This is a genomic window from Agrobacterium sp. LY4 (genome assembly GCF_001526585.1).
GTDB classification, from domain to species: domain Bacteria; phylum Pseudomonadota; class Alphaproteobacteria; order Rhizobiales; family Rhizobiaceae; genus Agrobacterium; species Agrobacterium leguminum.
On sequence record NZ_ASYA01000033.1, the window covers coordinates 173,310 to 192,359 of the forward strand.

The following is a 19,050-nucleotide window of genomic DNA, read 5'->3' on the forward strand; positions in this document are numbered from 1 at the left end:
GGCCACGATTTTTTTCATTGGCGACCACCGGCACTCATGGCAGCCGTCGCAATCTTCCAAAGTCAGGCAGGCTTGACCTGAGTGCCCATTCTACGCGTTGCGACGATGACCAGCACCCCGGCAAGCGCCAGGCAGAAGGCAAGGAAGAACATCGGCGCAATGGTGCTGCCGGTCTCATCCTTGATCCAGGGCACCACATTCTGCGCCACGAAGCCACCCAGATTGCCGACGGAATTGATCGCGGCGATGCCGGCGGCCGCCCCTGCTCCCTTGAGGAAGCGGCCGGGCAGGCTCCAGAACACCGGCTGGCCGGCAAAGATGCCTGCGGCGGCGATGCAAAGGAAAGCGAACTGCAAGACCGGATCGCTCAGCAATGCCGACATCAACAGGCAAAAGGCGCCGATGAAGGCAGGACCGACGATATAGGGCGTCTTGTTCTTTGCCTTGTCGGCGGCCAGGGGCACAACGAACAGGGCGATGGCCACGATCACCCAGGGGATGATGTTGATGAAGCCGTTGGCGGTATTGGAAACGCCGAAGCTCTTCACGATGGTCGGAAGCCAGTAGCTGAGACCATAGGCCGCCAGCGGAAAGCCGACATAGCAGAGCGCCATGAACAGAACGCGCGGATTGACCAGCGCCTTGAAGCCGTCCTCCGCATGCTCTTCCATGCCCTTGTTTTCTTCGGCCAGCCGGTTCTTCAACCAGGTTTTCTCATCCTGCGTCAGAAACTTCGCCTTTTCCGGGGTGTCGTCGAGATAAAAGAAGGTGACGATGCCGGCGATCACGGCCGGGATACCCGTGGCGAGGAATACCCATTCCCATCCGGCATAACCGAGGAACCCATCCAGATCGAGCAGCATGCCGCCGAGCGGCGCGCCGATGGCATTGGCAAGCGCGCTGAAAATCATGAACAGGCCGATCATGCGGCCGCGATAATCGCGCGGGAACCAGAGCGTCATCAGGAAGAGCACACCGGGGAAGAAACCCGCTTCGCAAAGCCCGAGCAGGAAGCGCAGGATGTAAAACATCGTGGCGTTCTGCGTATAGGCAAGCGCGATGGTGACGGCGCCCCAGGAAACCAGAATGCGGGCAAACCATTTGCTGGCGCCGAAACGGTTGAGGAACAGATTGCTCGGCACTTCGAAGATGAAGTAACCGATGAAGAACAGCGAAGCGCCAAGACCGTAGGCATATTCGCTGAGGCTCAGCGCATCCACCATCTGCAGCTTGGCATAGCTGACATTCTGGCGGTCGATATAAGCGATGAGATAGAGAAGGCCAAGAAACGGCATCAGCCGCCAGGTGATCTTCGAGATAAGGGCTTTTTCGGATACCATATGCTTTTCCCTCCCTTCGATTTCTCGTCGAAACGCAAATGATAAGGGAACCCATCTATATGTGCATCGCAAAATACGCAAGTTGCATTGCATCATAACCATTGGAGAACCCCAGCTGGACAGGGCCGTTACGGGCCTTCAGCCGTGATGCAGTGCATATAGAAAATGCCAAGCCGTCGCGTTCCGGGCTATGCGCATTCATATTGCCGTAAAACCGGCGATCTGCTATGAAGGCTGCCATGGGATCTAAATTCGGATGTCTCGCGCAGAATGTTTATGTGCTGCAGGACCACAAGCGTCTGCCGGCACGGTTCTTTGCGCGCGTTTCCGGGGCGCTCACCAGCCGACTTAGGCTCGCCTGACAGCACTGCTGTCCACGCCTTCCTGAACCCTGATTACCCTTTTCCATGACAAGGCATAGAGCCATGAGCGTACCCCGCACCTTATATGACAAGATCTGGGACGACCACGTCGTCAATCGTGACCCGGACGGAACCTGTCTTCTCTACATCGACCGTCACCTCGTCCATGAGGTGACGAGCCCGCAGGCCTTCGAAGGCCTGCGCATGGCCGGTCGCCCTGTGCACTCACCTGCCCGCACGCTGGCCGTTGTCGATCATAACGTTCCGACCACGGCCGACCGTCTGGAAGGCATCAAGAACGAGGAAAGCCGCATTCAGGTGGAAGCGCTCGCGCAGAACGCCAAGGATTTCGGCGTCGAATATTATTCCGAGCGCGACAAGCGCCAGGGCATCGTTCACATCGTCGGCCCCGAACAGGGCTTCACCCTGCCGGGCATGACGATCGTGTGCGGTGACAGCCACACCTCGACCCACGGCGCCTTTGGCGCACTGGCGCATGGCATCGGCACCTCGGAAGTGGAGCACGTTCTGGCGACCCAGACGCTGATCCAGAAGAAAGCCAAGAACATGCTGGTGCGTGTCGACGGCAAAATCCCTGATGGCGTTACCGCCAAGGACATCATCCTCGCCATTATCGGCGAGATCGGTACGGCTGGCGGCACCGGCCACGTCATCGAATTTGCCGGCGAGGCGATCCGTTCGCTTTCCATGGAAGGCCGCATGACGGTCTGCAACATGACCATTGAGGGCGGAGCCCGTGCGGGTCTCATCGCACCTGACGAAATCACCTTCGATTACATCAAGGACAAGCCGCGCTCGCCGAAGGGCGAAATGCTGGAACAGGCCATCGCCTATTGGAAAACGCTGAAATCCGACGAAGGCGCCCATTATGACAAGGTGGTCATTCTGGATGCGGCCAACCTGCCGCCCATCGTCTCCTGGGGCTCGTCTCCGGAAGACGTGACCTCCGTTGAAGGCATTGTTCCCAATCCCGATGATATCGATGAAGAAAACAAGCGCGCTTCCAAGTGGCGTGCGCTTGACTACATGGGCCTGAAGCCCGGCACGCGCATCACCGATATCGCCATCGACCGTGTCTTCATCGGCTCCTGCACCAACGGCCGCATTGAGGATTTGCGCGCGGCGGCGAAGATCGTTGACGGCCGTAAAGTCGCTCCCACCGTTTCGGCCATGATCGTGCCCGGCTCCGGTCTCGTGAAGGAACAGGCGGAAAAGGAAGGTCTGGACAAGATTTTCCTCGAAGCCGGTTTCGAATGGCGCGAGCCAGGCTGCTCCATGTGCCTTGCCATGAATGACGACCGCCTGAAACCCGGCGAACGCTGCGCCTCCACCTCGAACCGCAATTTCGAGGGCCGTCAGGGCTATAAGAGCCGCACCCACCTCGTCTCCCCCGCCATGGCGGCGGCGGCGGCGATCGCCGGTCATTTCGTCGACGTACGTGAGTGGCAATAAGCTCCTGAGGCCATCGTTTCAAGAAAGCCACCCGTCCCCACAGGGGCGGGTGGCTTTTTATTATAGCGCCTGCAAACGCCGCTGCGGCTGCGTGCCGTGCAGAAACACGGCAAAAGTATCCCAGGGTGGCGTGATGGAGAGCTGGCTCAAAATACGCGCGACCTCGCCCCTGTGAATGCCCGCATGCAGGACCATATGTGAGATCATCTCAGCGCGGGACATATAACCCTTGTCCCCATCCGTGAAGGTGAAGGCGACAAATTCTCCAAGCGATGCCGGCGATGTTTTCTCGAGATAATCGAGATACCAGCCATCGAGAGCGGCGACATCCTTCGCAAGATCATCCAGCTGCGGCGTTGCCTCGGTATTATCCGAGAGAAAGCCATGTGCCGTTCCGGTGAGGTGACCCGAAAAAATCCTCGCGACGACGTAATAGTGATTGATCAGCCGGATTGCCGTGTGCCGTTCGGATGCATTTTGAACGGGATCGAGGTGTTTCAGCTTCTCGAACAAGTCCCTGTTCGCCCATTGGTGATAGCCGAGCAGGCTCCTGAGCAGATCCCTCATCACAATATCCTTTACATCTGAAAAATGTGAGCACTATGTTTATATTTTCGTCATGGAGGGTGTCTTGTCTACTCGCATTGCAAAGCGGAAGACCGAGATGCGCAAGGAGCCGCGTCAGGAGCGTTCCCGCGCCACGGTCGATGCCGTCATTCACGCGGCAGCTCGCATTTTGAGCGATCATGGCTGGGCGGGTTTTACCACGAACAGGGTTGCCGAAACGGCCGGCGTCAGCATTGGCTCGCTCTATCAATATTTCCCGGACAAGATTTCAATCGTGGAAGCCGTGCGCCATCGTCACCTCGAAGACTGTCTCTGCGTCATGAAGAGCGTCTCGCAAAAGCAGCAATCGCTTGCGAAATTCGTGGAAGAGCTCGTGACCGGCATGATCGGGGTCCACAGCATCCATCCCGGTCTTCACAAGGTCCTTCTGGACGATGCGCCCAGCCACGAAGGGACGAACGATCCCAACAGCGTTTTCGAACAGGAATATCTCGGTCTCTACGCTGCAGCGATCGCGGCACATATGACGGCCGGCACAAAGGGCGAAAGCAGAACCGCGGCGCTGATCGTATCCGATGCCATTGACGGCATCATTCATAATGCTGCCCGCCGCGGAGAGTTGCAGTCGCCCAAAGTCAGACGGGAAATGATCGCACTCGTTCACGCCTACCTGTCTCAGGCAACTGGTGAATGACAGGCCGTCAGCTCATTCCGAAATGATCTTCACCCGCTGGCCCGGCTGAATGGTGGCCGTGGCGCTCATGGCATTGATCATGCGGAACATGTCGAGCTTCCGGTCGGTTCCCATCATCCGCGCCGCCATCGTCGCCACGGTTTCACCGGGCTTCACCGTCACCACCCGTACCCTGAGCGGCTTCAGCGAGGCGATTTCCTGCGGCGTCATCTTGCGGAAGCTGGTGCGCAATGTATTGGCGATGGAATCGAGCTGCGTATTGCCCTTCGGCACGGCGGTCAGGAAACGGAATATCTGCTGACCGACACGAATGACGGTCACGTCAAAGTCCCATTTATCCGCACTTGCCCGGGCTGTCGCGGCCTCCAGACCATTGATCTGGGTTTCCTTGACGGTTTCCGGCAACAGACCGGCAACCCAGCCGCTGGTCAGGTAATTGGCAAGGGTCGTCTGTTTCGGATCGGCGACGCCGTCGAAACGGATCGCCATATCGCCCGGTCCCGTCGCCAGAACGGCCTCAACCTTGTTGTCGATGACGAAACCTTCCGGCACATCGAAACGGATGCCGAGCGTTCCGTGCAGGAACGTCTGGCCGCGGACATAACCTTCCTGCGGGCTATCGCCATAAAGCAGGCCGTCTATGCCATCCAGAAACCAGTCGCGACCACGATCCCCGACCTGACCGTCCTGTCCGAAGGCGCGGGCATGACGGCGCGCAAGCTCGATGCGCTGCGGCGTGTTGGGGTGGCTGGAAAGGAAGTCGAGGCTCTGGTCGTTTTCGGGATCAGCCGAAGAGAACCGCGCATAGGCCGCCATGGAATCCAGAAAACGCGGCGAGGCAAAGGGGTCGTAACCGGCCTCACCCAGCATCCGCACGCCGATCACATCCGCCTGCAATTCCTGCTGGCGCGAAAAGGCCGCAAGCCGCAGCTTGCCGCGCGCAAGCGCCTGTTTGCCGGCAAGATCGCTCGACAGCACTTCGGCAACCACGCGGCTGGCAATCACCTCCGCCTCTTCGCGGCGCTGGCGTTCGATGCCGTGATTGGCGGTGACATGGCCCATCTCATGCGAAAGCACGGCGGCCACTTCCGAAGCATCGTTGGCAAGCGCCAGAAGCCCGCGCGTCACGTAAAGATATCCGCCCGGCAGCGCAAAGGCATTGATGGCCGGTGAGTTGAGGATGGTGATGCGGTAAGACTGTTGCGGATTTTCCGAAACGGCCGTCAGCGCACCGGCGATACGCGCGACAAGCCGCTCCGTCTTGGCGTCACGATATTCACCGCCATAACTCGCCACGATGCGCGGATGCTCGCGCGCGCCCATCTGGGCGCGGGGATCATTCTTCTGCACCTCTTCCACGGTCTGCGGATTATCCGACGGGCGCAGGGTGGACTGGTAGGCCGGGCTGAAAAGAGACTGGCACGACGACAGGAACACCGCAGACGCGGTCAGCACGGAACAGGCGGCAGCCATCCTGCCCGAACGGCGAAGGCCTGAACGGGAGAAGAGCCTCCACTGTGCAGTCATGCTATTTCTCATTCTCTATGCCTGCCCCTAACGTTCCTGATCATCCGTTAATTGCAGACCAGAATAACAGATTCGCCCCAACGGGCGATGAATGCCGAAACGGTAAAAACGATCCATCAAGTCCGGATTATTCCTGAAGAACGCAATAATTCCCATCTTTTCTCGGGCAACAACTTGAAACTGGCAAGTGCAAATTAGCGCCATTGAAGTCATCTAAAGCGATTGCCAGCGGCACACGTCGAAAATAAGGCGATCACCCGTTCAGAAAACTGTCCACCGCCTTCACATTTTGTGTGGCGAAGAAATCTGCGGTCGAGCCGACATAGACAACCCGGCCGCGATCAAGAAAAACCACCTGCTGTGCCAGCTTCTTTATGTCTTCGGGATGGTGGGTGACAATAATCACCGTGTTTTTTGTTTCTCCATGCAAGTCGAGAAGCAAGGAGGTCATACCCGCCCGCAGTCCCGGATCGAGTGCCGCAAAAGGCTCGTCGAGCAGCATGACTGGTTTTTTCCTGACCAGCGCACGCGCCAGCGCCGCTCTCTGCCTTTCTCCGCCGGAAAGCGTGCCCGGCAAACGTTTGTCGAAACCCGCCAGACCGACACGTGCAAGCGCCACCTCAATCCGTTCCCGGTCTTCCACCCGCAATTTCAGCCCGGGGCTGACACCGAGAGCGACATTGGTGAAGATATCGAGATGCGCAAACAGATTATTATCCTGAAAGATCGATGAGACCGGTCTTTCCGAAGGATCGAGCGCCGTCATGTCCTGCCCGCCGATCATCACGCGGCCGGAATCCGGCGCCTCGAAACCGGCGACGAGGTTGAGAAGCGTCGACTTGCCCGAACCGGACGCGCCGACGACGGCGGTTATCCGGCTCTGCGGGAATGTGCAATCGAGGTCGAAATCCTGTGTTCCAAGCCGCAGCCTGACCTTGTCCAGTTCAACGGCAAAATCATCGCCTGTCATATGCTCGCCCTTGCTGATTGGGATTGCCGTGCAACACCGCCTGCGGCAAGCAGCAGGCAGACGACACCGAGAAGGAAGGCATAACCGGCGGCGTCATTGGTACGATAGCTGCCCATATTGCTGTAAACCAGCCATGGCAGGGTGACGAAACTTTCCGATCCGAACAGGGCAACCGCGCCTAAATCGCCGAGAGACAGGGCCATGGCGAAAGAAAACGCCATGGCCAGCGGCCGCCACAGAACCGGAAGATCGGCGAACCGCAGCCGCGTCAGGCCCTGAAGCCCGAGACTGGCGGAAAGCCGGCCGGTTCGCAAGAAATGACTGGTACAGGCCGGCTCCAGCACCCGCATGGCAAGCGGCAAAGCCATCAGCATATTGATGAGCGCCACGAGGATCGGCGCATAAAAGCTGACATCGCCGAAAACCCGCAATAACAGGAACCATCCGCTTCCCAATACGACTGGCGGCACCAAAAGCACCAGCGAAGACCCTGCCCCCAGCATGGCGGCGAGGAAGCGCAGGGGTTGCCCCGCCTGCCGTCTGGAGCCTATCGCCTGGCGCGCGCCGATGATCGCCATGCAGCAAAGCACGACAAGGGCTGCGGACAGTGCGGCGATTGCAAGACTGGTCACCGCCGCGCGCAGGAAAATCGGCGCGGACAGAAGGCGCGGCAGATCGGCCCTCAAACCTGAGACTGCTATGGCGACAAGCGGCAGGCCGATCAGCAGAACAGCGAACACGATTGCCGCGCCATCCCAGAGGCGGGCACCGATGCCCTTTCCGTCGAAACGGCGAAGGGAACGACCAAGCGAGGGAATTTCCGCTTCAGGCGACGGCAAAAAGGCAAGAAGGCCAAGCAGGATTGCGGTGAGGGCAATTTGCAAAACCGAAAGCGCAATCGCCCGCTGCGGATCGAAATCGAACCGCAGCGCCTGATAGATCGCCACCTCCAGCGTCGTTGCCGCGGGCCCGCCGCCCAACAGAAGAACGAGCGTGAAGCTGGTGGCGCACAGCATGAAGACAAGCCCGGCAATGCCGGGAACGAGACGCGCGACCGCCGGCCATTCGATAAACCGAAAAATCGAAACCGGCCCCATGCCGAGGCTCGCCGCCATGCGCCAATATTCGCCCGGAATGCGCTCCAGCCCGGCCAGCATCAGCCGCACCGAAAGCGGAAGATTGAAAAACACATGGGCAATGAGGATGCCGGACAGGCCGTAAATGCTGAAAGGCTCATCCGCCCCGGCAAAAACGAGTGCCGAATTCAAAACGCCCTGCCTGCCCCAGATGGTGATGATACCGAAGGCGCCGACGATCACCGGCAGACCCATCGGCACCGCCATCAGCCTGATGATCCAGATCCTTCCCGGAAACTCGCGCCGACGGCAAAGCGCCAGCGCCACCGGCAGGCCGAGAACAATGGAAAGAAGGGTGGAAAGCGTTGCCTGATAAAGCGTGAAACGCAGGATGCGCAGCGTATAGGCATCCATGATGCCGGCAGCGGACGCGCCGGCATCAAAAGACAGGAGAGCCGCAACCGCGAGCGCCATGAACAGGAAAACGGCGGCAAAAGCCGCCGTTCCGAAAATGATCGACCGCCGGTAATCGCGACGCAGCATCATGCGCGGGTGTGCCTCTTCCTCAATTCATGCTCATGGCGGCAAGCCATTCATCGATCCATGCCTTGCGGTTCTTCGCCACCTCTTCCGGATCCATCAGGAAAGTCTTCTGCGGCACCACGAGTTTTGAAAACGCCTCCGGCAAGGGCTTGGAGGTCGCCGCGACCGGCATCATCCAGTTGTTTTCCGGAATGGCATCCTGAAAACCGGATGTCAGCGTGAAAGCGAGGAACTGCTTTGCCAGCTCCTTGTGCGGCGCGTTTTTAAGGAGACCGGAAACCTCGATCTGGATGTAATGCCCTTCGGAAAAGGCGGCGGCCTGATAACGATCCGTTTTTTCAGCGACCATGTGATAGGCGGGCGAGGTGGTGTAGGAGAGCACCATCGGCACCTCACCCTTGGTGAAGAGGCCATAGGATTCCGACCAGCCCGGCGTAACGGTGAGAATGCGCTTCCTGAGCTTTTCCCAGGCCTCCGGGGCCTTGTCGCCGTAAACCGATTTCACCCATAGCAGCAGGCCAAGCCCCGGCGTGGAGGTGCGCGGATCCTGAATGACGATTTTCTGCGACGCGTCGCCTTCCACGAGGTCTTTCAGGCTCGCCGGCGGGTTTTTCACCGTCTGCGTATCATAGATGACAGCGAAATGACCGTAATCATAGGGAACGAAAACATCGTCCGTGTAGCCGCCCGGCACCTTGGCCGCCGATGCATCGATGCCGCTGACATCGAACAGACCGGTCTGTTTTGCTTCCGCGACAAGATTGGTGTCGAGACCGACGACGACATCCGCCTTGGACCCCGCCCCTTCAAGCTTCAGACGATTGAGCAGCGCCACGCCATCGGCCACGCCGACGAAATTGAGCGTGCAATTGCAAACCTTCTCGAAGGCCTCCTTCACCTTGGGACCGGGACCCCATTCGGAAACGAAGCTTTCATAGGTGTAGACAGTCAGTTCCTGTCTATCCTGTGCAACGGCAAGACCGGGCAGAAACAGCGAGGCGGCAACGAAGGAATTCAGGAAAAGACGACAGCGCACGGGTATCTCCTCAAAAAAACGATAGGGAAATAGCCGCCTGCGTTAAAGCCGTCTAATCCCTCCGCCGGTATGAACCGGATCAGGTTCTTCGGGTTGGCAAGCCTCTCAGCCTTTTGCACCCAAGCGCAAAAGACACCCCGTTAGATCAAGATGATGGTGTAGTCCCGCCGTCCCTGATTGGCAAGATGGCCGAGGTCAGCCCTGTTCCGTCATATGCACCAGTTCCCAGACGTGCCCGTCGGGATCCTGAAAGCTGCCGGCATACATGAAGCCATGGTCCTGAACGGGCTTCCAGCCGCTGCCGCCGGAGGCGAGCGCCGTGGCGATCATCCGGTCGATTTCCTCCCTGCTTCCGGCGGAAAGACAGGTCAGAACCTCGGTGGTTCGCGTCGCGTCGGCAATGTCGCCGTTGATGAAATCGCGGAAACGTCCCTCCTGGAGAAGCATCACGAAGATATTCTCTTCCACGATCATGCAGAGCGTGCGGTCATCCGAATATTCCGGGTTGAAGCTGAAACCGAGAGCAGTGAAGAAGTTCCTTGATGTCTCGATATTCTTGACCGGCAGATTGACGAAAATCATGCGCATTTTCACAACTCCTCCAAACGAACGCCGGCATAGAACGGCAATTCTGCTTTTCTGTCAAAGGCCGAAGGAGGACCGGTCAAACGGGGAACTGATTGCCTTCAGCCCTCCAGTTCCTCGCGCAGCATCTCCAGTTCCAGCCATTCTTCTTCCATGGCCTCCAGCTTGTCGCGCAGCTTTGACATCTCCTGCGCCAGCGTGTTGAAGGCCGCCGGGTCCTTTGTGAAAAGTTCCGGATCGGCCATGCGCTGCTCGCGTTTTGCGATTTCGCCTTGCGCCTTTTCCATCTCCTTCGGAAGATTTTCGAGCGCGAATTTCTGCTTGAAGGAAAGCTTGCCCTTGGCCTTTGAAGGATCCTGCGATGCAGAGGCCGAAGGTGCGGCCTTCGCCTTTTCCTGTTTCTCAGCCTTGCGTTTTTCTTCCGCCGCGCCCTTGCGCTGCGCCATCATGTCCGAGTAGCCACCGGCATATTCGATCCATCGTCCGTCCGGCTCATCCGGATTGACGGGCGCGATGGTGGAGGTGACGGTGCGGTCGAGGAAATCGCGGTCGTGGCTGACGAGGATAACGGTGCCGGAAAAGCCCGCAACGATTTCCTGCAACAGATCGAGCGTTTCGATATCCAGATCGTTGGTCGGCTCGTCGAGGATCAGAAGATTGGTCGGCCGCGCCAGAATGCGCGCCAGAATAAGGCGCGCGCGCTCGCCCCCGGAAAGGTTGCGGATCGGCGTGCGGGCCTGTTCCGGCTGGAACAGAAAGTCTTTCATATAGCCCGTCACATGCTTCAATTCGCCGTTGACCAGCAGATTTTCACCACGACCATCGGTCAGATAATGCGCGAGCGTATCGTTGGGATTGAGATCCTCGCGTTTCTGGTCGAGCGTCGCAATCTCCAGATTGGTGCCGAGCTTCACCGAGCCGCTATCGGGCTCCAGCTGGCCGGTGAGCATCTTCAGAAGCGTGGTTTTACCGGCGCCATTCGGGCCGACGAAACCGATGCAATCGCCGCGATGGACGCGCAGCGAAAACGGCGCGACGATCACGCGCTCGCCATAAGCCTTGGTGATGGCCTCGGCCTCGATGACCAGCTTGCCGGATTCACGCCCTTCGGTAACGGTCGCCTGCACCGTGCCCTGCGGCCCCTTGTGGCCGCGATATTCCGCACGCATGGCCTGAAGCTCGCCAACGCGGCGCATGTTGCGCTTGCGCCTTGCGGTCACGCCATAACGCATCCAGTGTTCTTCGCGCTCGATGGCCTTACCGAGCTTGTGCTGTTCCAGTTCTTCCTCTTCCAGCACCTTGTCGCGCCATTCCTCGAAATGAGCAAAACCGCGATTGAGACGGCGCGACTGGCCACGATCCAGCCAGACGGTCGAAGTCGAGACCTTTTCGAGAAAACGCCGGTCATGCGAAATCAGCACCAGTGCGCTGCGCGTCTGCTGCAGCTCGCTTTCAAGCCATTCGATGGTGGGCAGATCGAGATGGTTGGTCGGTTCGTCCAGCATCAGGATATCGGGTTCCGGCGCCATGACGCGGGCAAGAGCCGCACGTCGCGCTTCACCACCGGAAAGGCTTGCAGGGTGTTCCTGCCCGGTGAGGCCAAGATGCTCCAGAAGATAGGTGACGCGATAGGGATCGTCACCGGGGCCGAGCCCCGCTTCGGCATAGGCCTGAACCGTGTCGTAACCGGCAAAATCCGGAGCCTGCTCCAGATAACGGATGGTGGCGGCCGGATGCCGGAAAACCTCGCCCGACTGCGCCTCGACGAGACCCGCGGCGATCTTCATCAGGGTGGACTTGCCGGAACCGTTGCGCCCGACGAGGCAGATGCGGTCGCCCGGTTCCACCTGGAGATTGGCGCCGTCGAGCAGCGGGGTCACGCCGAAGGTCAGCTTGATGTCATCGAGTTTCAAAATTGGGGGTGCCAAGGCGTCAGGCTCCGGTCAGATCATAAGGGCGGGCGAGCACGATGGCTTTTCCGCTTTTCAGCGAGAAATGCACGGGGCCGCCATTCGCGACATTGGAAATAGTGCGGGACGAACCGAAAGCAAGCGCGAAATCCTTCAACGGATAACGCACATTGCCGATATCGAGCCCCTCAAGGGCGGTAAATCCGGCAACCGAAAACAGCGAGGCGGGTGGCAAATCGATATCCAGCGAACCGGCAAGCAGCGGCCGCGCCTCTTCTTCACCGGAGGTCAGCGTAACGTCGATACCACGTTCGGCGAGCGCCACCGCGTAAAGGAGGTGCTGAAGCGCATGGTCGCTTCTCGCGCCTCCAAGCGCACCGACAAGCACCAGCGAATGCGCGCCACGGGAGAGAGCTTCCGATACCGCGATCTCGCCATCCGTCACCGCCTTTGCGGCCGGATATGGCTGCCGCGCTACATCGGGCCAGGCCTCCAGCAACTCTTTGCTGGCGGAATCGAAATCCCCGACCCACAACTCCGGCGCAAGGCCAAGCGGCCCGGCATGGCGCATGCCGCCGTCGGCCGCAATCACACGGCTATCCGCGACCGCCTCTTGCAGACGATCGGTTACCGTAACATCGCCGCCAAGCAGAATGGTGAAGCGCTCTTTATTCATGCCCTGCCTTATCGCACCTCGGCCAAAAATGGAAAGCAGAAACCCGATGAAATCGGCCTATATTGATTTTCGCCGGCTTCGGGATTATGAAACGCCTCAGTGGTGATTTGCCGACCGGCTTGCAGCCACTTTAAAGAAGTCGCTAAAGGGTCGAGGAAAAGGGCAATTTCCTGGGACCGGTCGCGATTTCGCTGCCGGTTTTTTTGTTTTCGCAACGTTCTTTACGTGATCCGGAAAAGAGAGTTCGACATGCCGATCAAGATTCCCGATACGCTTCCCGCTTTTGAGACCCTCGTTCATGAGGGCGTGCGGGTCATGACCGAAACGGCGGCCATCCGGCAGGATATCCGCCCGCTCCAGATCGGGCTTCTCAACCTCATGCCGAACAAGATCAAGACGGAAATCCAGATGGCGCGGCTCGTTGGCGCCTCTCCCCTGCAGGTCGAGTTTTCGCTGATACGTATCGGCGGCCATCGTGCCAAGAATACGCCGGAAGAACATCTTCTGTCCTTCTATGAGACCTGGGAAGAAGTACGCCACCGCAAGTTCGACGGCTTCATCATTACCGGCGCGCCCGTCGAGACGCTGGCCTACGAGGACGTGACCTACTGGAATGAAATGCAGAAGATTTTCGAATGGACGCAGACCAACGTTCATTCGACGCTGAATGTCTGCTGGGGCGCGATGGCCGCCATCTATCATTTCCACGGCGTGCCGAAGCACGAGTTGAAGGAAAAGGCTTTCGGGGTCTATCGTCACCGCAATCTCTGCCCCTCATCGATCTATCTGAACGGCTTTTCGGATGATTTCCAGGTCCCGGTCTCGCGCTGGACGGAAGTACGCCGTGCCGATATCGAAAAACATCCGAAACTCGAAATCCTGATGGAATCCGAGGAAATGGGCGTTTGTCTGGTGCATGAGAAAGAGGGCAACAGGCTCTATATGTTCAACCATGTCGAATATGATTCGACATCGCTTTCGGATGAGTATTTCCGTGACGCGAATGCCGGCGTGCCCATCAAGCTGCCGCATGATTATTTTCCGCACAACGACCCGGAACTTGCCCCGCTCAACCGCTGGCGCAGCCATGCCCATCTGTTTTTCGGCAACTGGATCAACGAGATATACCAGACGACGCCCTATGATCTCGAGGCCATCGGGCAACTGGCCGCGTAAAGCGCGTCGCGTTTTATCGAACGCATGCGACGCGCTTTCGTTCTGTTTTAAGCATGTCTTTTTCCCAAAACCGCGGCACACTTTTGGGAGACATGCTTTGAATTGCGGGATTGCGAATTGCCGGAAAATGACGCAACGTCCGCCCGGCAATTCGCAACACCAGGGAGAATGACGAGATGAGCGACGCGGCGGCGCGGGAGAATTTCGGTTTCACGGCGACCGGCGAAAAGGTCGAACGCGTCACCATCTCGAAAGGCGGTTTGACGGCCAAGGTCATCACCTGGGGCGCGGTCATTCAGGATCTGCGCCTCGAGGGGCACCAGCCGCCGCTCGTTCTCGGCTTCGACAGGTTCGAGGACTACAAATATTCCTCCTATTTCGGCGCCACCCCCGGCCGCAACGCCAACCGTATCGGCGATGGCCGGTTCTCGATCGATGGGCACGAATACCAGCTGGAGCTCAATGAAAAGGGCGTAACCCACCTGCATGGCGGCAGCGACGGCATGGGCAAGCGCAACTGGATGCTGATGGAACATGGCGAAAGCCATGCGGTTCTGCAGATCATCGACCCCGATGGCCGCGCCGGTTATCCCGGCAATTGCACGGTCACGGCCACCTATACGATCCTCGACGGCGGCGTGCTTTCGGTGGTCTATGAAACGGTGACCGACAAGCCGACCATCGCCAATGTCTGCCAGCATTCCTATTTCAATCTCGATGGCGCAGACACCGCGCTTGGGCATGAGATCAGCATCGCGGCTGATTTTTACCTGCCCACCAATGACAAGCAGATACCGACGGGCGAAATCCGCTCCGTCGAAGGCACCGTCTTCGACCTGCGCCACCCGACACCGATGCGGCGCAAGGAAAATGGCGAGCAGGTTCTCTACGACCATAATTTCTGCCTGTCACCCGAGCGCCGCGCAAAACGCAAGGTCGCCCGCGCCTATTCGCCGGCCTCCGATATCGCACTTGAGGTTCACACCACCGAACCCGGTGTGCAGTTTTATTCGGCCTTCAAACTGGATGTCCCGGTTCCGGGCCTCGATGGCCGTCACTACGGCCCCTTTGCCGGTTTCTGCCTGGAAACGCAGATTTGGCCGGACGCCGTCAACCACCCGGATTTCCCGCACGCCATCCTGCGGCCGGGTGAAACCCTGCGTCAGGAAACCGACTATATTTTCAAGAAAGGCTGACGCGGCGCGCCGGGGTCAATCCAGCACGCAGCCGACATAGCCGCCAGAGGCGCGGGCGCGCCGTTCGATAAGGCCGGCAAGCCGTTGCAGCCCGCGTCCCGGCTTGCTGGCGACGCGGTCGATTGGATTGGGTAATGACACAGCCAGCAGCGCCGCCTGACGTGAGCTGAGTTTTGCGGCAGGCACCTTGAAATGGTGCTGGGCGGCAGCCTCGATTCCATAAATGCCCGGTCCCCATTCGGCAACGTTGAGATAAATCTCCATCATCCGTTTTTTGGACCAGACGAAATCGGCGGCAATCGCGAGCGGCAGTTCCAGCCCTTTGCGCAAAAACGAACGTCCGTTCCATAAAAACAGGTTCTTGGCCGTCTGCATCGGAATGGTGCTCGCCCCACGCGTCGCGGCCCCGTCGAGCGCATTGCTGACCACGGACTGCATCTGGTTCCAGTCCACGCCGCCATGGAAACAGAATTGACCGTCCTCGGACATCATCACGGATTGCACAAGGCGCGGCGAAATATCCTCAAGCGGCACCCAGCGCCGGTCATATCCCTGCAGGGTCACCAGATCGGCGAGCATCAGCGTCGAGACCGGCCGGATAAACGGCAGCGCATAAACCGGAATCAGCAGATAGGGCAGGATCAGCAAAGCCAGCAAGGTCATGACGATACGCTTTGCCAACGTGCGAAAATCCACCTTCGGACTGCTCCGGTCTTCCGCCAGCACGGCGTAATCTGCGTCGCTTTCAGGCGTACTGCTCAATATTCGTCAAAGCCCCGCACCAATTGAAGCCTTTCATAGTCCATTGCCGCCTTCAAGGCGAGTCCGCTCAAATAGTTGCACCTCTGGAATCACGAAAAGGTTTGCCTGCATTCGCGCGGCATGCCAAAGAGCGCGGCATGGACGCTGCGATGACAAATTTCGAAACGAAGCTGCGCGAAAACGCGACAAAAACCGAAGCCTTGCTTGGCCGCCTGCTTTCCGGCGAAGCCCGCGCGGATGAGATCACCCGCCCGCAAAACCTGCTCGACGCCATGCGCCATGGCGTGCTGAACGGCGGCAAACGCCTGCGGCCCTTCCTCGTCATCGAAAGTGCCGCCCTTGCAGGCGGGAATGCCGAAGCCGCCCTTTATGTCGGCGCGGCACTGGAATGCCTCCATTGTTATTCGCTTGTTCATGACGATCTGCCGGCCATGGACGATGACGACCTGCGCCGCGGCCAGCCGACCGTGCATCGCAAATTCGATGAGGCAACCGCTATTCTCGCCGGCGACAGCCTGCTGACGCTTGCCTTCGATATCATCGCATCGGATGAAAATCCGCTTGCGGCCGAGCGCAAGGCCGCGCTCGTACTTTCGCTTGCCCGCGCGGCGGGCATTGGCGGCATGGCCGGCGGCCAGGCCCTCGATCTAGCTGCGGAAAAGAAAGCACCCGATGAAGCCGGCGTCATTACATTGCAGGCTATGAAAACCGGTGCACTGCTGCGTTTTGCCTGCGAAGCAGGCGCAATCATCGCCGGCAGCGATGTTTCCGAGAGGCAAAGGTTGCGTCTCTTCGGCGAAAAGATCGGCCTCGCCTTTCAGCTTGCCGACGACCTTCTGGATTTGACGGCCGATGCCGCCACCATGGGCAAGGCAACCGGCAAGGACGCCGCGCGCGGCAAGGGAACGCTTGTGGCGCTGCGCGGCGAGGACTGGGCGCGCAGCCAGCTGCGGGAGCAAGTGGCGGAAGCCAGCGAACTGCTGACCCCTTATGGAGAAAAGGCCGCGATTCTCATCGCGGCCGCCAGATTCATCGCTGAACGAAAAAGCTGAGCGGCTTCCACTCAGCTTTTCATTACCCGATCAGCCCTTGAGCGGCGAGATCAGCACTTCGACGCGACGGTTCTGAGCGCGGCCATCCGGCGTTGCATTTGAGGCAATCGGCTGCGACGGGCCGAAGCCGAGTGTCGAAATACGGCGCTGGTCGACGCCGCGCGCGCCGAGATAATTGGCGACCGATGCGGCACGACGCTCCGAAAGGCCCTGATTGTAACCGGCGCTGCCGGTGGAATCGGTATGGCCGTTGATGTCGATGAGCGTGCGGTTGAACTTGTTCAGCACGATGGCGACGGAATCGAGCGTCTGATAGAATGGCGGGATGACCTGATCCTGGTCCGTCGCGAAGGTGATGTTCGACGGCATGTTGAGAACGATGCTGTCGCCACGGCGGGTAACCGAAACGCCCGTCCCCTGAAGCTGGGCGCGAAGCTCGGCTTCCTGGCCATCCATGTAATTGCCGATAGCGCCGCCGGCGAGCGCGCCGATGCCCGCACCGATAAGCGCGGCATTGCGGCGACCGGTCGGCGAACCGCCGACAGCCAGACCACCCAGAGCACCGACCACGGCGCCGATGCCGGCGCCGCCCGCCGTGTTCGACATCTTCTGCTCACCCGTATAGGGATCGGTGGTGGTGCAGGCGGAAAGATAGGCCCCGCAAAGGGCGACGATCGCGATTTTTTTGATCATGTGTTTTGATGCTCCGAGAGGTTCAGGAGGTATGACAGTGGAATTCCGGCCTTTTCACGGTACTCTTTACTCCGCCGCATCTTTCCGGCCAAAACGCTTTTCGATGTAATCGATCACAAGCGCTTCAAAATCGGCGGCGATATTGGGACCACGCAGGGTCAGCGCCTTTTCACCGTCGATAAAGACGGGCGCTGCCGGACTTTCGCCAGTTCCGGGCAGGGAAATGCCGATATCGGCATGTTTGCTTTCACCGGGACCGTTGACGATACAGCCCATGACAGCGACATTGAGCGCCTCGACACCCGGATATTTCTCACGCCAGATCGGCATGTTCTTGCGAATATCATTCTGGATGTTCTGGGCAAGTTCCTGAAAGACGGTGGACGTGGTGCGTCCGCAGCCGGGACATGCCGCAACGACCGGAATGAACTGGCGGAAACCCATGACCTGCAGCAGTTCCTGCGCCACCTGCACTTCGCGGGTGCGGTCGCCATTCGGCTCCGGCGTCAGCGAGACGCGGATCGTATCGCCGATGCCGTGCTGCAGCACATAACCCATGGCGGCGGACGAGGCGACGATGCCCTTGGAGCCCATGCCCGCTTCGGTGAGGCCGAGATGCAGGGCGTGATCGGAGCGTTCCGACAGCATGGAATAAACGGCGATCAGGTCCTGCACCTGACTGACCTTGGCTGAGAGGATGATGCGGTTGCGCGGCAGGCCGATCTCTTCGGCAAGCTCGGCGGAAATCAGCGCCGACTGAACAATGGCCTCACGCGTGACCTGACGGGCGGAGAGAGGGAAACCCTGCTCCTTGTTTTTGTCCATCAGCGTGGTCAGAAGTTCCTGATCGAGCGACCCCCAGTTGACGCCGATTCGCACAGGCTTGTCGTAGCGGATCGCCATTTCGACGATCTCGCCGAACTGCTTGTCCTTCTTGTCCTTGAAGCCGACATTGCCCGGATTGATGCGGTATTTCGCCAGAGCTTCGGCGCAGGCCGGATGATCGGCCAGAAGCTTGTGGCCGATATAATGGAAATCGCCGACAAGCGGCACATCAAGCCCAAGACGCAGCAGCCGTTCGCGGATTTTCGGCACGGCGGCCGCGCTCTCGTCGCGGTCGACGGTGATGCGCACGATTTCCGAACCGGCCCGGAAGAGCGCCGCCACTTGGCTGACGGTGGCGTCGATATCCGCCGTATCGGTGTTGGTCATCGACTGCACGACGACGGGCGCGCCGCCACCGACGATGACACCGCCCACGTCTACGGCGACGGATGCGCGGCGGGGCTTGGGATCGTAATCGGCATGTGACGTCATGGCGGTCTCTGGAGCTTGCGGCAAGGTCTGGCAATTGAGGTGAAACAAGGGGGCCTGCTTGTCAACACCCAACGCATGAGAGCTTCTACTTTACC

General features: G+C 59.3%; 17 protein-coding genes and 2 riboswitches. Of the genes, 5 read left to right on the top strand and 12 right to left on the bottom strand.

Annotated elements, in window-relative coordinates; translation table 11 throughout:
* Positions 1 to 62: 62 nt before the first annotated feature.
* The gene (locus L904_RS21065; RefSeq protein ID WP_020809486.1) at positions 63 to 1,340 is read right to left on the bottom strand and encodes an MFS transporter; all 1,278 of its coding nucleotides are present in this window, start codon (positions 1,338 to 1,340) and stop codon (positions 63 to 65) included.
* A gap of 425 nt (positions 1,341 to 1,765) precedes the next feature.
* On the opposite strand from L904_RS21065, the gene leuC reads away from it, so the two are divergent.
* Complete coding sequence (leuC, locus tag L904_RS21070) at positions 1,766 to 3,175, top strand: 3-isopropylmalate dehydratase large subunit (protein ID WP_031233626.1); 1,410 nt, start codon at positions 1,766 to 1,768, stop codon at positions 3,173 to 3,175.
* A 60-nt stretch (positions 3,176 to 3,235) separates the two neighbouring features.
* Here leuC and L904_RS21075 read toward each other — a convergent pair whose 3' ends face one another.
* Complete coding sequence (locus L904_RS21075) at positions 3,236 to 3,742, bottom strand: DinB family protein (protein ID WP_020809483.1); 507 nt, start codon at positions 3,740 to 3,742, stop codon at positions 3,236 to 3,238.
* A 97-nt stretch (positions 3,743 to 3,839) separates the two neighbouring features.
* Between L904_RS21075 and L904_RS21080 the strand changes: the two genes are divergently transcribed.
* Positions 3,840 to 4,436, top strand: a complete 597-nt coding sequence (locus L904_RS21080) for a TetR/AcrR family transcriptional regulator (RefSeq protein WP_020809482.1) — start codon at positions 3,840 to 3,842, stop codon at positions 4,434 to 4,436.
* A gap of 12 nt (positions 4,437 to 4,448) precedes the next feature.
* On the opposite strand, the gene L904_RS21085 is transcribed toward L904_RS21080, so the two are convergent.
* The 7 genes from L904_RS21085 to L904_RS21115 all read right to left on the bottom strand — a co-directional run bounded on the left by L904_RS21085 (position 4,449) and on the right by L904_RS21115 (position 12,759).
* Positions 4,449 to 5,909: a M48 family metalloprotease gene (locus L904_RS21085; protein WP_020809481.1), complete on the bottom strand. Its 1,461-nt coding sequence runs from the start codon at positions 5,907 to 5,909 to the stop codon at positions 4,449 to 4,451.
* 307 nt (positions 5,910 to 6,216) lie between these two features.
* Entirely contained in the window at positions 6,217 to 6,933 is a 717-nt protein-coding gene (locus tag L904_RS21090; protein WP_035262178.1) for an ATP-binding cassette domain-containing protein, read from the bottom strand.
* Positions 6,930 to 8,555, bottom strand: coding sequence for a thiamine/thiamine pyrophosphate ABC transporter permease ThiP (gene thiP, locus L904_RS21095; protein ID WP_020811005.1), 1,626 nt, complete (start codon positions 8,553 to 8,555; stop codon positions 6,930 to 6,932). The genes L904_RS21090 and thiP overlap by 4 nt, the downstream gene beginning before the upstream one ends.
* Before the next feature lie 19 nt (positions 8,556 to 8,574).
* On the bottom strand, positions 8,575 to 9,588 hold the full coding sequence (thiB, locus tag L904_RS21100) for a thiamine ABC transporter substrate binding subunit (protein WP_020811006.1): 1,014 nt from the start codon (positions 9,586 to 9,588) through the stop codon (positions 8,575 to 8,577).
* A 39-nt stretch (positions 9,589 to 9,627) separates the two neighbouring features.
* Positions 9,628 to 9,738: riboswitch (TPP riboswitch) on the bottom strand.
* A 45-nt stretch (positions 9,739 to 9,783) separates the two neighbouring features.
* Positions 9,784 to 10,176 carry a VOC family protein gene (locus L904_RS21105; RefSeq protein ID WP_003520331.1) on the bottom strand — a complete coding sequence of 131 codons (393 nt, stop codon included), beginning with the start codon at positions 10,174 to 10,176 and terminating at the stop codon, positions 9,784 to 9,786.
* 98 nt (positions 10,177 to 10,274) lie between these two features.
* A complete protein-coding gene (locus L904_RS21110) occupies positions 10,275 to 12,101 on the bottom strand; it encodes an ABC-F family ATP-binding cassette domain-containing protein (RefSeq protein WP_020811007.1) in 1,827 nt (608 codons plus the stop codon).
* 4 nt (positions 12,102 to 12,105) lie between these two features.
* Positions 12,106 to 12,759 (bottom strand): thiamine diphosphokinase, encoded by a 654-nt coding sequence (locus L904_RS21115; protein WP_020811008.1) that lies wholly within the window; start codon positions 12,757 to 12,759, stop codon positions 12,106 to 12,108.
* A gap of 89 nt (positions 12,760 to 12,848) precedes the next feature.
* Positions 12,849 to 12,925, top strand: a riboswitch (SAM riboswitch).
* An 83-nt stretch (positions 12,926 to 13,008) separates the two neighbouring features.
* Here L904_RS21115 and metA point away from each other — a divergent pair.
* Both metA and L904_RS21125 read left to right on the top strand, forming a co-directional pair.
* Positions 13,009 to 13,935, top strand: coding sequence for a homoserine O-succinyltransferase (gene metA / locus L904_RS21120; protein ID WP_035262182.1), 927 nt, complete (start codon positions 13,009 to 13,011; stop codon positions 13,933 to 13,935).
* Between the two features lie 176 nt (positions 13,936 to 14,111).
* A complete protein-coding gene (locus tag L904_RS21125; protein ID WP_035262185.1) occupies positions 14,112 to 15,131 on the top strand; it encodes an aldose epimerase family protein in 1,020 nt (339 codons plus the stop codon).
* Positions 15,132 to 15,146: 15 nt separating this feature from the next.
* On the opposite strand, the gene mtgA is transcribed toward L904_RS21125, so the two are convergent.
* Positions 15,147 to 15,794 (bottom strand): monofunctional biosynthetic peptidoglycan transglycosylase, encoded by a 648-nt coding sequence (gene mtgA / locus L904_RS21130; RefSeq protein WP_211393980.1) that lies wholly within the window; start codon positions 15,792 to 15,794, stop codon positions 15,147 to 15,149.
* A 236-nt stretch (positions 15,795 to 16,030) separates the two neighbouring features.
* Here mtgA and L904_RS21135 point away from each other — a divergent pair, with 236 nt between their 5' ends.
* A complete protein-coding gene (locus tag L904_RS21135) occupies positions 16,031 to 16,945 on the top strand; it encodes a polyprenyl synthetase family protein (protein WP_059762660.1) in 915 nt (304 codons plus the stop codon).
* A 30-nt stretch (positions 16,946 to 16,975) separates the two neighbouring features.
* On the opposite strand, the gene L904_RS21140 is transcribed toward L904_RS21135, so the two are convergent.
* Both L904_RS21140 and ispG read right to left on the bottom strand, forming a co-directional pair.
* A complete protein-coding gene (locus tag L904_RS21140; RefSeq protein WP_035265192.1) occupies positions 16,976 to 17,638 on the bottom strand; it encodes an OmpA family protein in 663 nt (220 codons plus the stop codon).
* Positions 17,639 to 17,704: 66 nt separating this feature from the next.
* Positions 17,705 to 18,955, bottom strand: coding sequence for a flavodoxin-dependent (E)-4-hydroxy-3-methylbut-2-enyl-diphosphate synthase (gene ispG, locus L904_RS21145; protein ID WP_003520322.1), 1,251 nt, complete (start codon positions 18,953 to 18,955; stop codon positions 17,705 to 17,707).
* Positions 18,956 to 19,050 lie beyond the last annotated feature (95 nt).

Bases quoted from the DNA above. Each gene is read 5' to 3' on its own strand.
- mtgA (WP_211393980.1), bottom strand. From the start codon at position 15,794: ATGACCTTGCTGGCTTTGCTGATCCTGCCCTATCTGCTGATTCCGGTT.
- L904_RS21140 (WP_035265192.1), bottom strand. From the start codon at position 17,638: ATGATCAAAAAAATCGCGATCGTCGCCCTTTGCGGGGCCTATCTTTCC.
- L904_RS21125 (WP_035262185.1), top strand. From the start codon at position 14,112: ATGAGCGACGCGGCGGCGCGGGAGAATTTCGGTTTCACGGCGACCGGC.
- L904_RS21085 (WP_020809481.1), bottom strand. From the start codon at position 5,909: ATGGCTGCCGCCTGTTCCGTGCTGACCGCGTCTGCGGTGTTCCTGTCG.
- L904_RS21080 (WP_020809482.1), top strand. From the start codon at position 3,840: ATGCGCAAGGAGCCGCGTCAGGAGCGTTCCCGCGCCACGGTCGATGCC.
- L904_RS21135 (WP_059762660.1), top strand. From the start codon at position 16,031: ATGGACGCTGCGATGACAAATTTCGAAACGAAGCTGCGCGAAAACGCG.
- L904_RS21065 (WP_020809486.1), bottom strand. From the start codon at position 1,340: ATGGTATCCGAAAAAGCCCTTATCTCGAAGATCACCTGGCGGCTGATG.
- L904_RS21105 (WP_003520331.1), bottom strand. From the start codon at position 10,176: ATGCGCATGATTTTCGTCAATCTGCCGGTCAAGAATATCGAGACATCA.
- thiP (WP_020811005.1), bottom strand. From the start codon at position 8,555: ATGATGCTGCGTCGCGATTACCGGCGGTCGATCATTTTCGGAACGGCG.
- metA (WP_035262182.1), top strand. From the start codon at position 13,009: ATGCCGATCAAGATTCCCGATACGCTTCCCGCTTTTGAGACCCTCGTT.
- L904_RS21075 (WP_020809483.1), bottom strand. From the start codon at position 3,742: ATGAGGGATCTGCTCAGGAGCCTGCTCGGCTATCACCAATGGGCGAAC.
- ispG (WP_003520322.1), bottom strand. From the start codon at position 18,955: ATGACGTCACATGCCGATTACGATCCCAAGCCCCGCCGCGCATCCGTC.
- leuC (WP_031233626.1), top strand. From the start codon at position 1,766: ATGAGCGTACCCCGCACCTTATATGACAAGATCTGGGACGACCACGTC.
- L904_RS21115 (WP_020811008.1), bottom strand. From the start codon at position 12,759: ATGAATAAAGAGCGCTTCACCATTCTGCTTGGCGGCGATGTTACGGTA.
- L904_RS21090 (WP_035262178.1), bottom strand. From the start codon at position 6,933: ATGACAGGCGATGATTTTGCCGTTGAACTGGACAAGGTCAGGCTGCGG.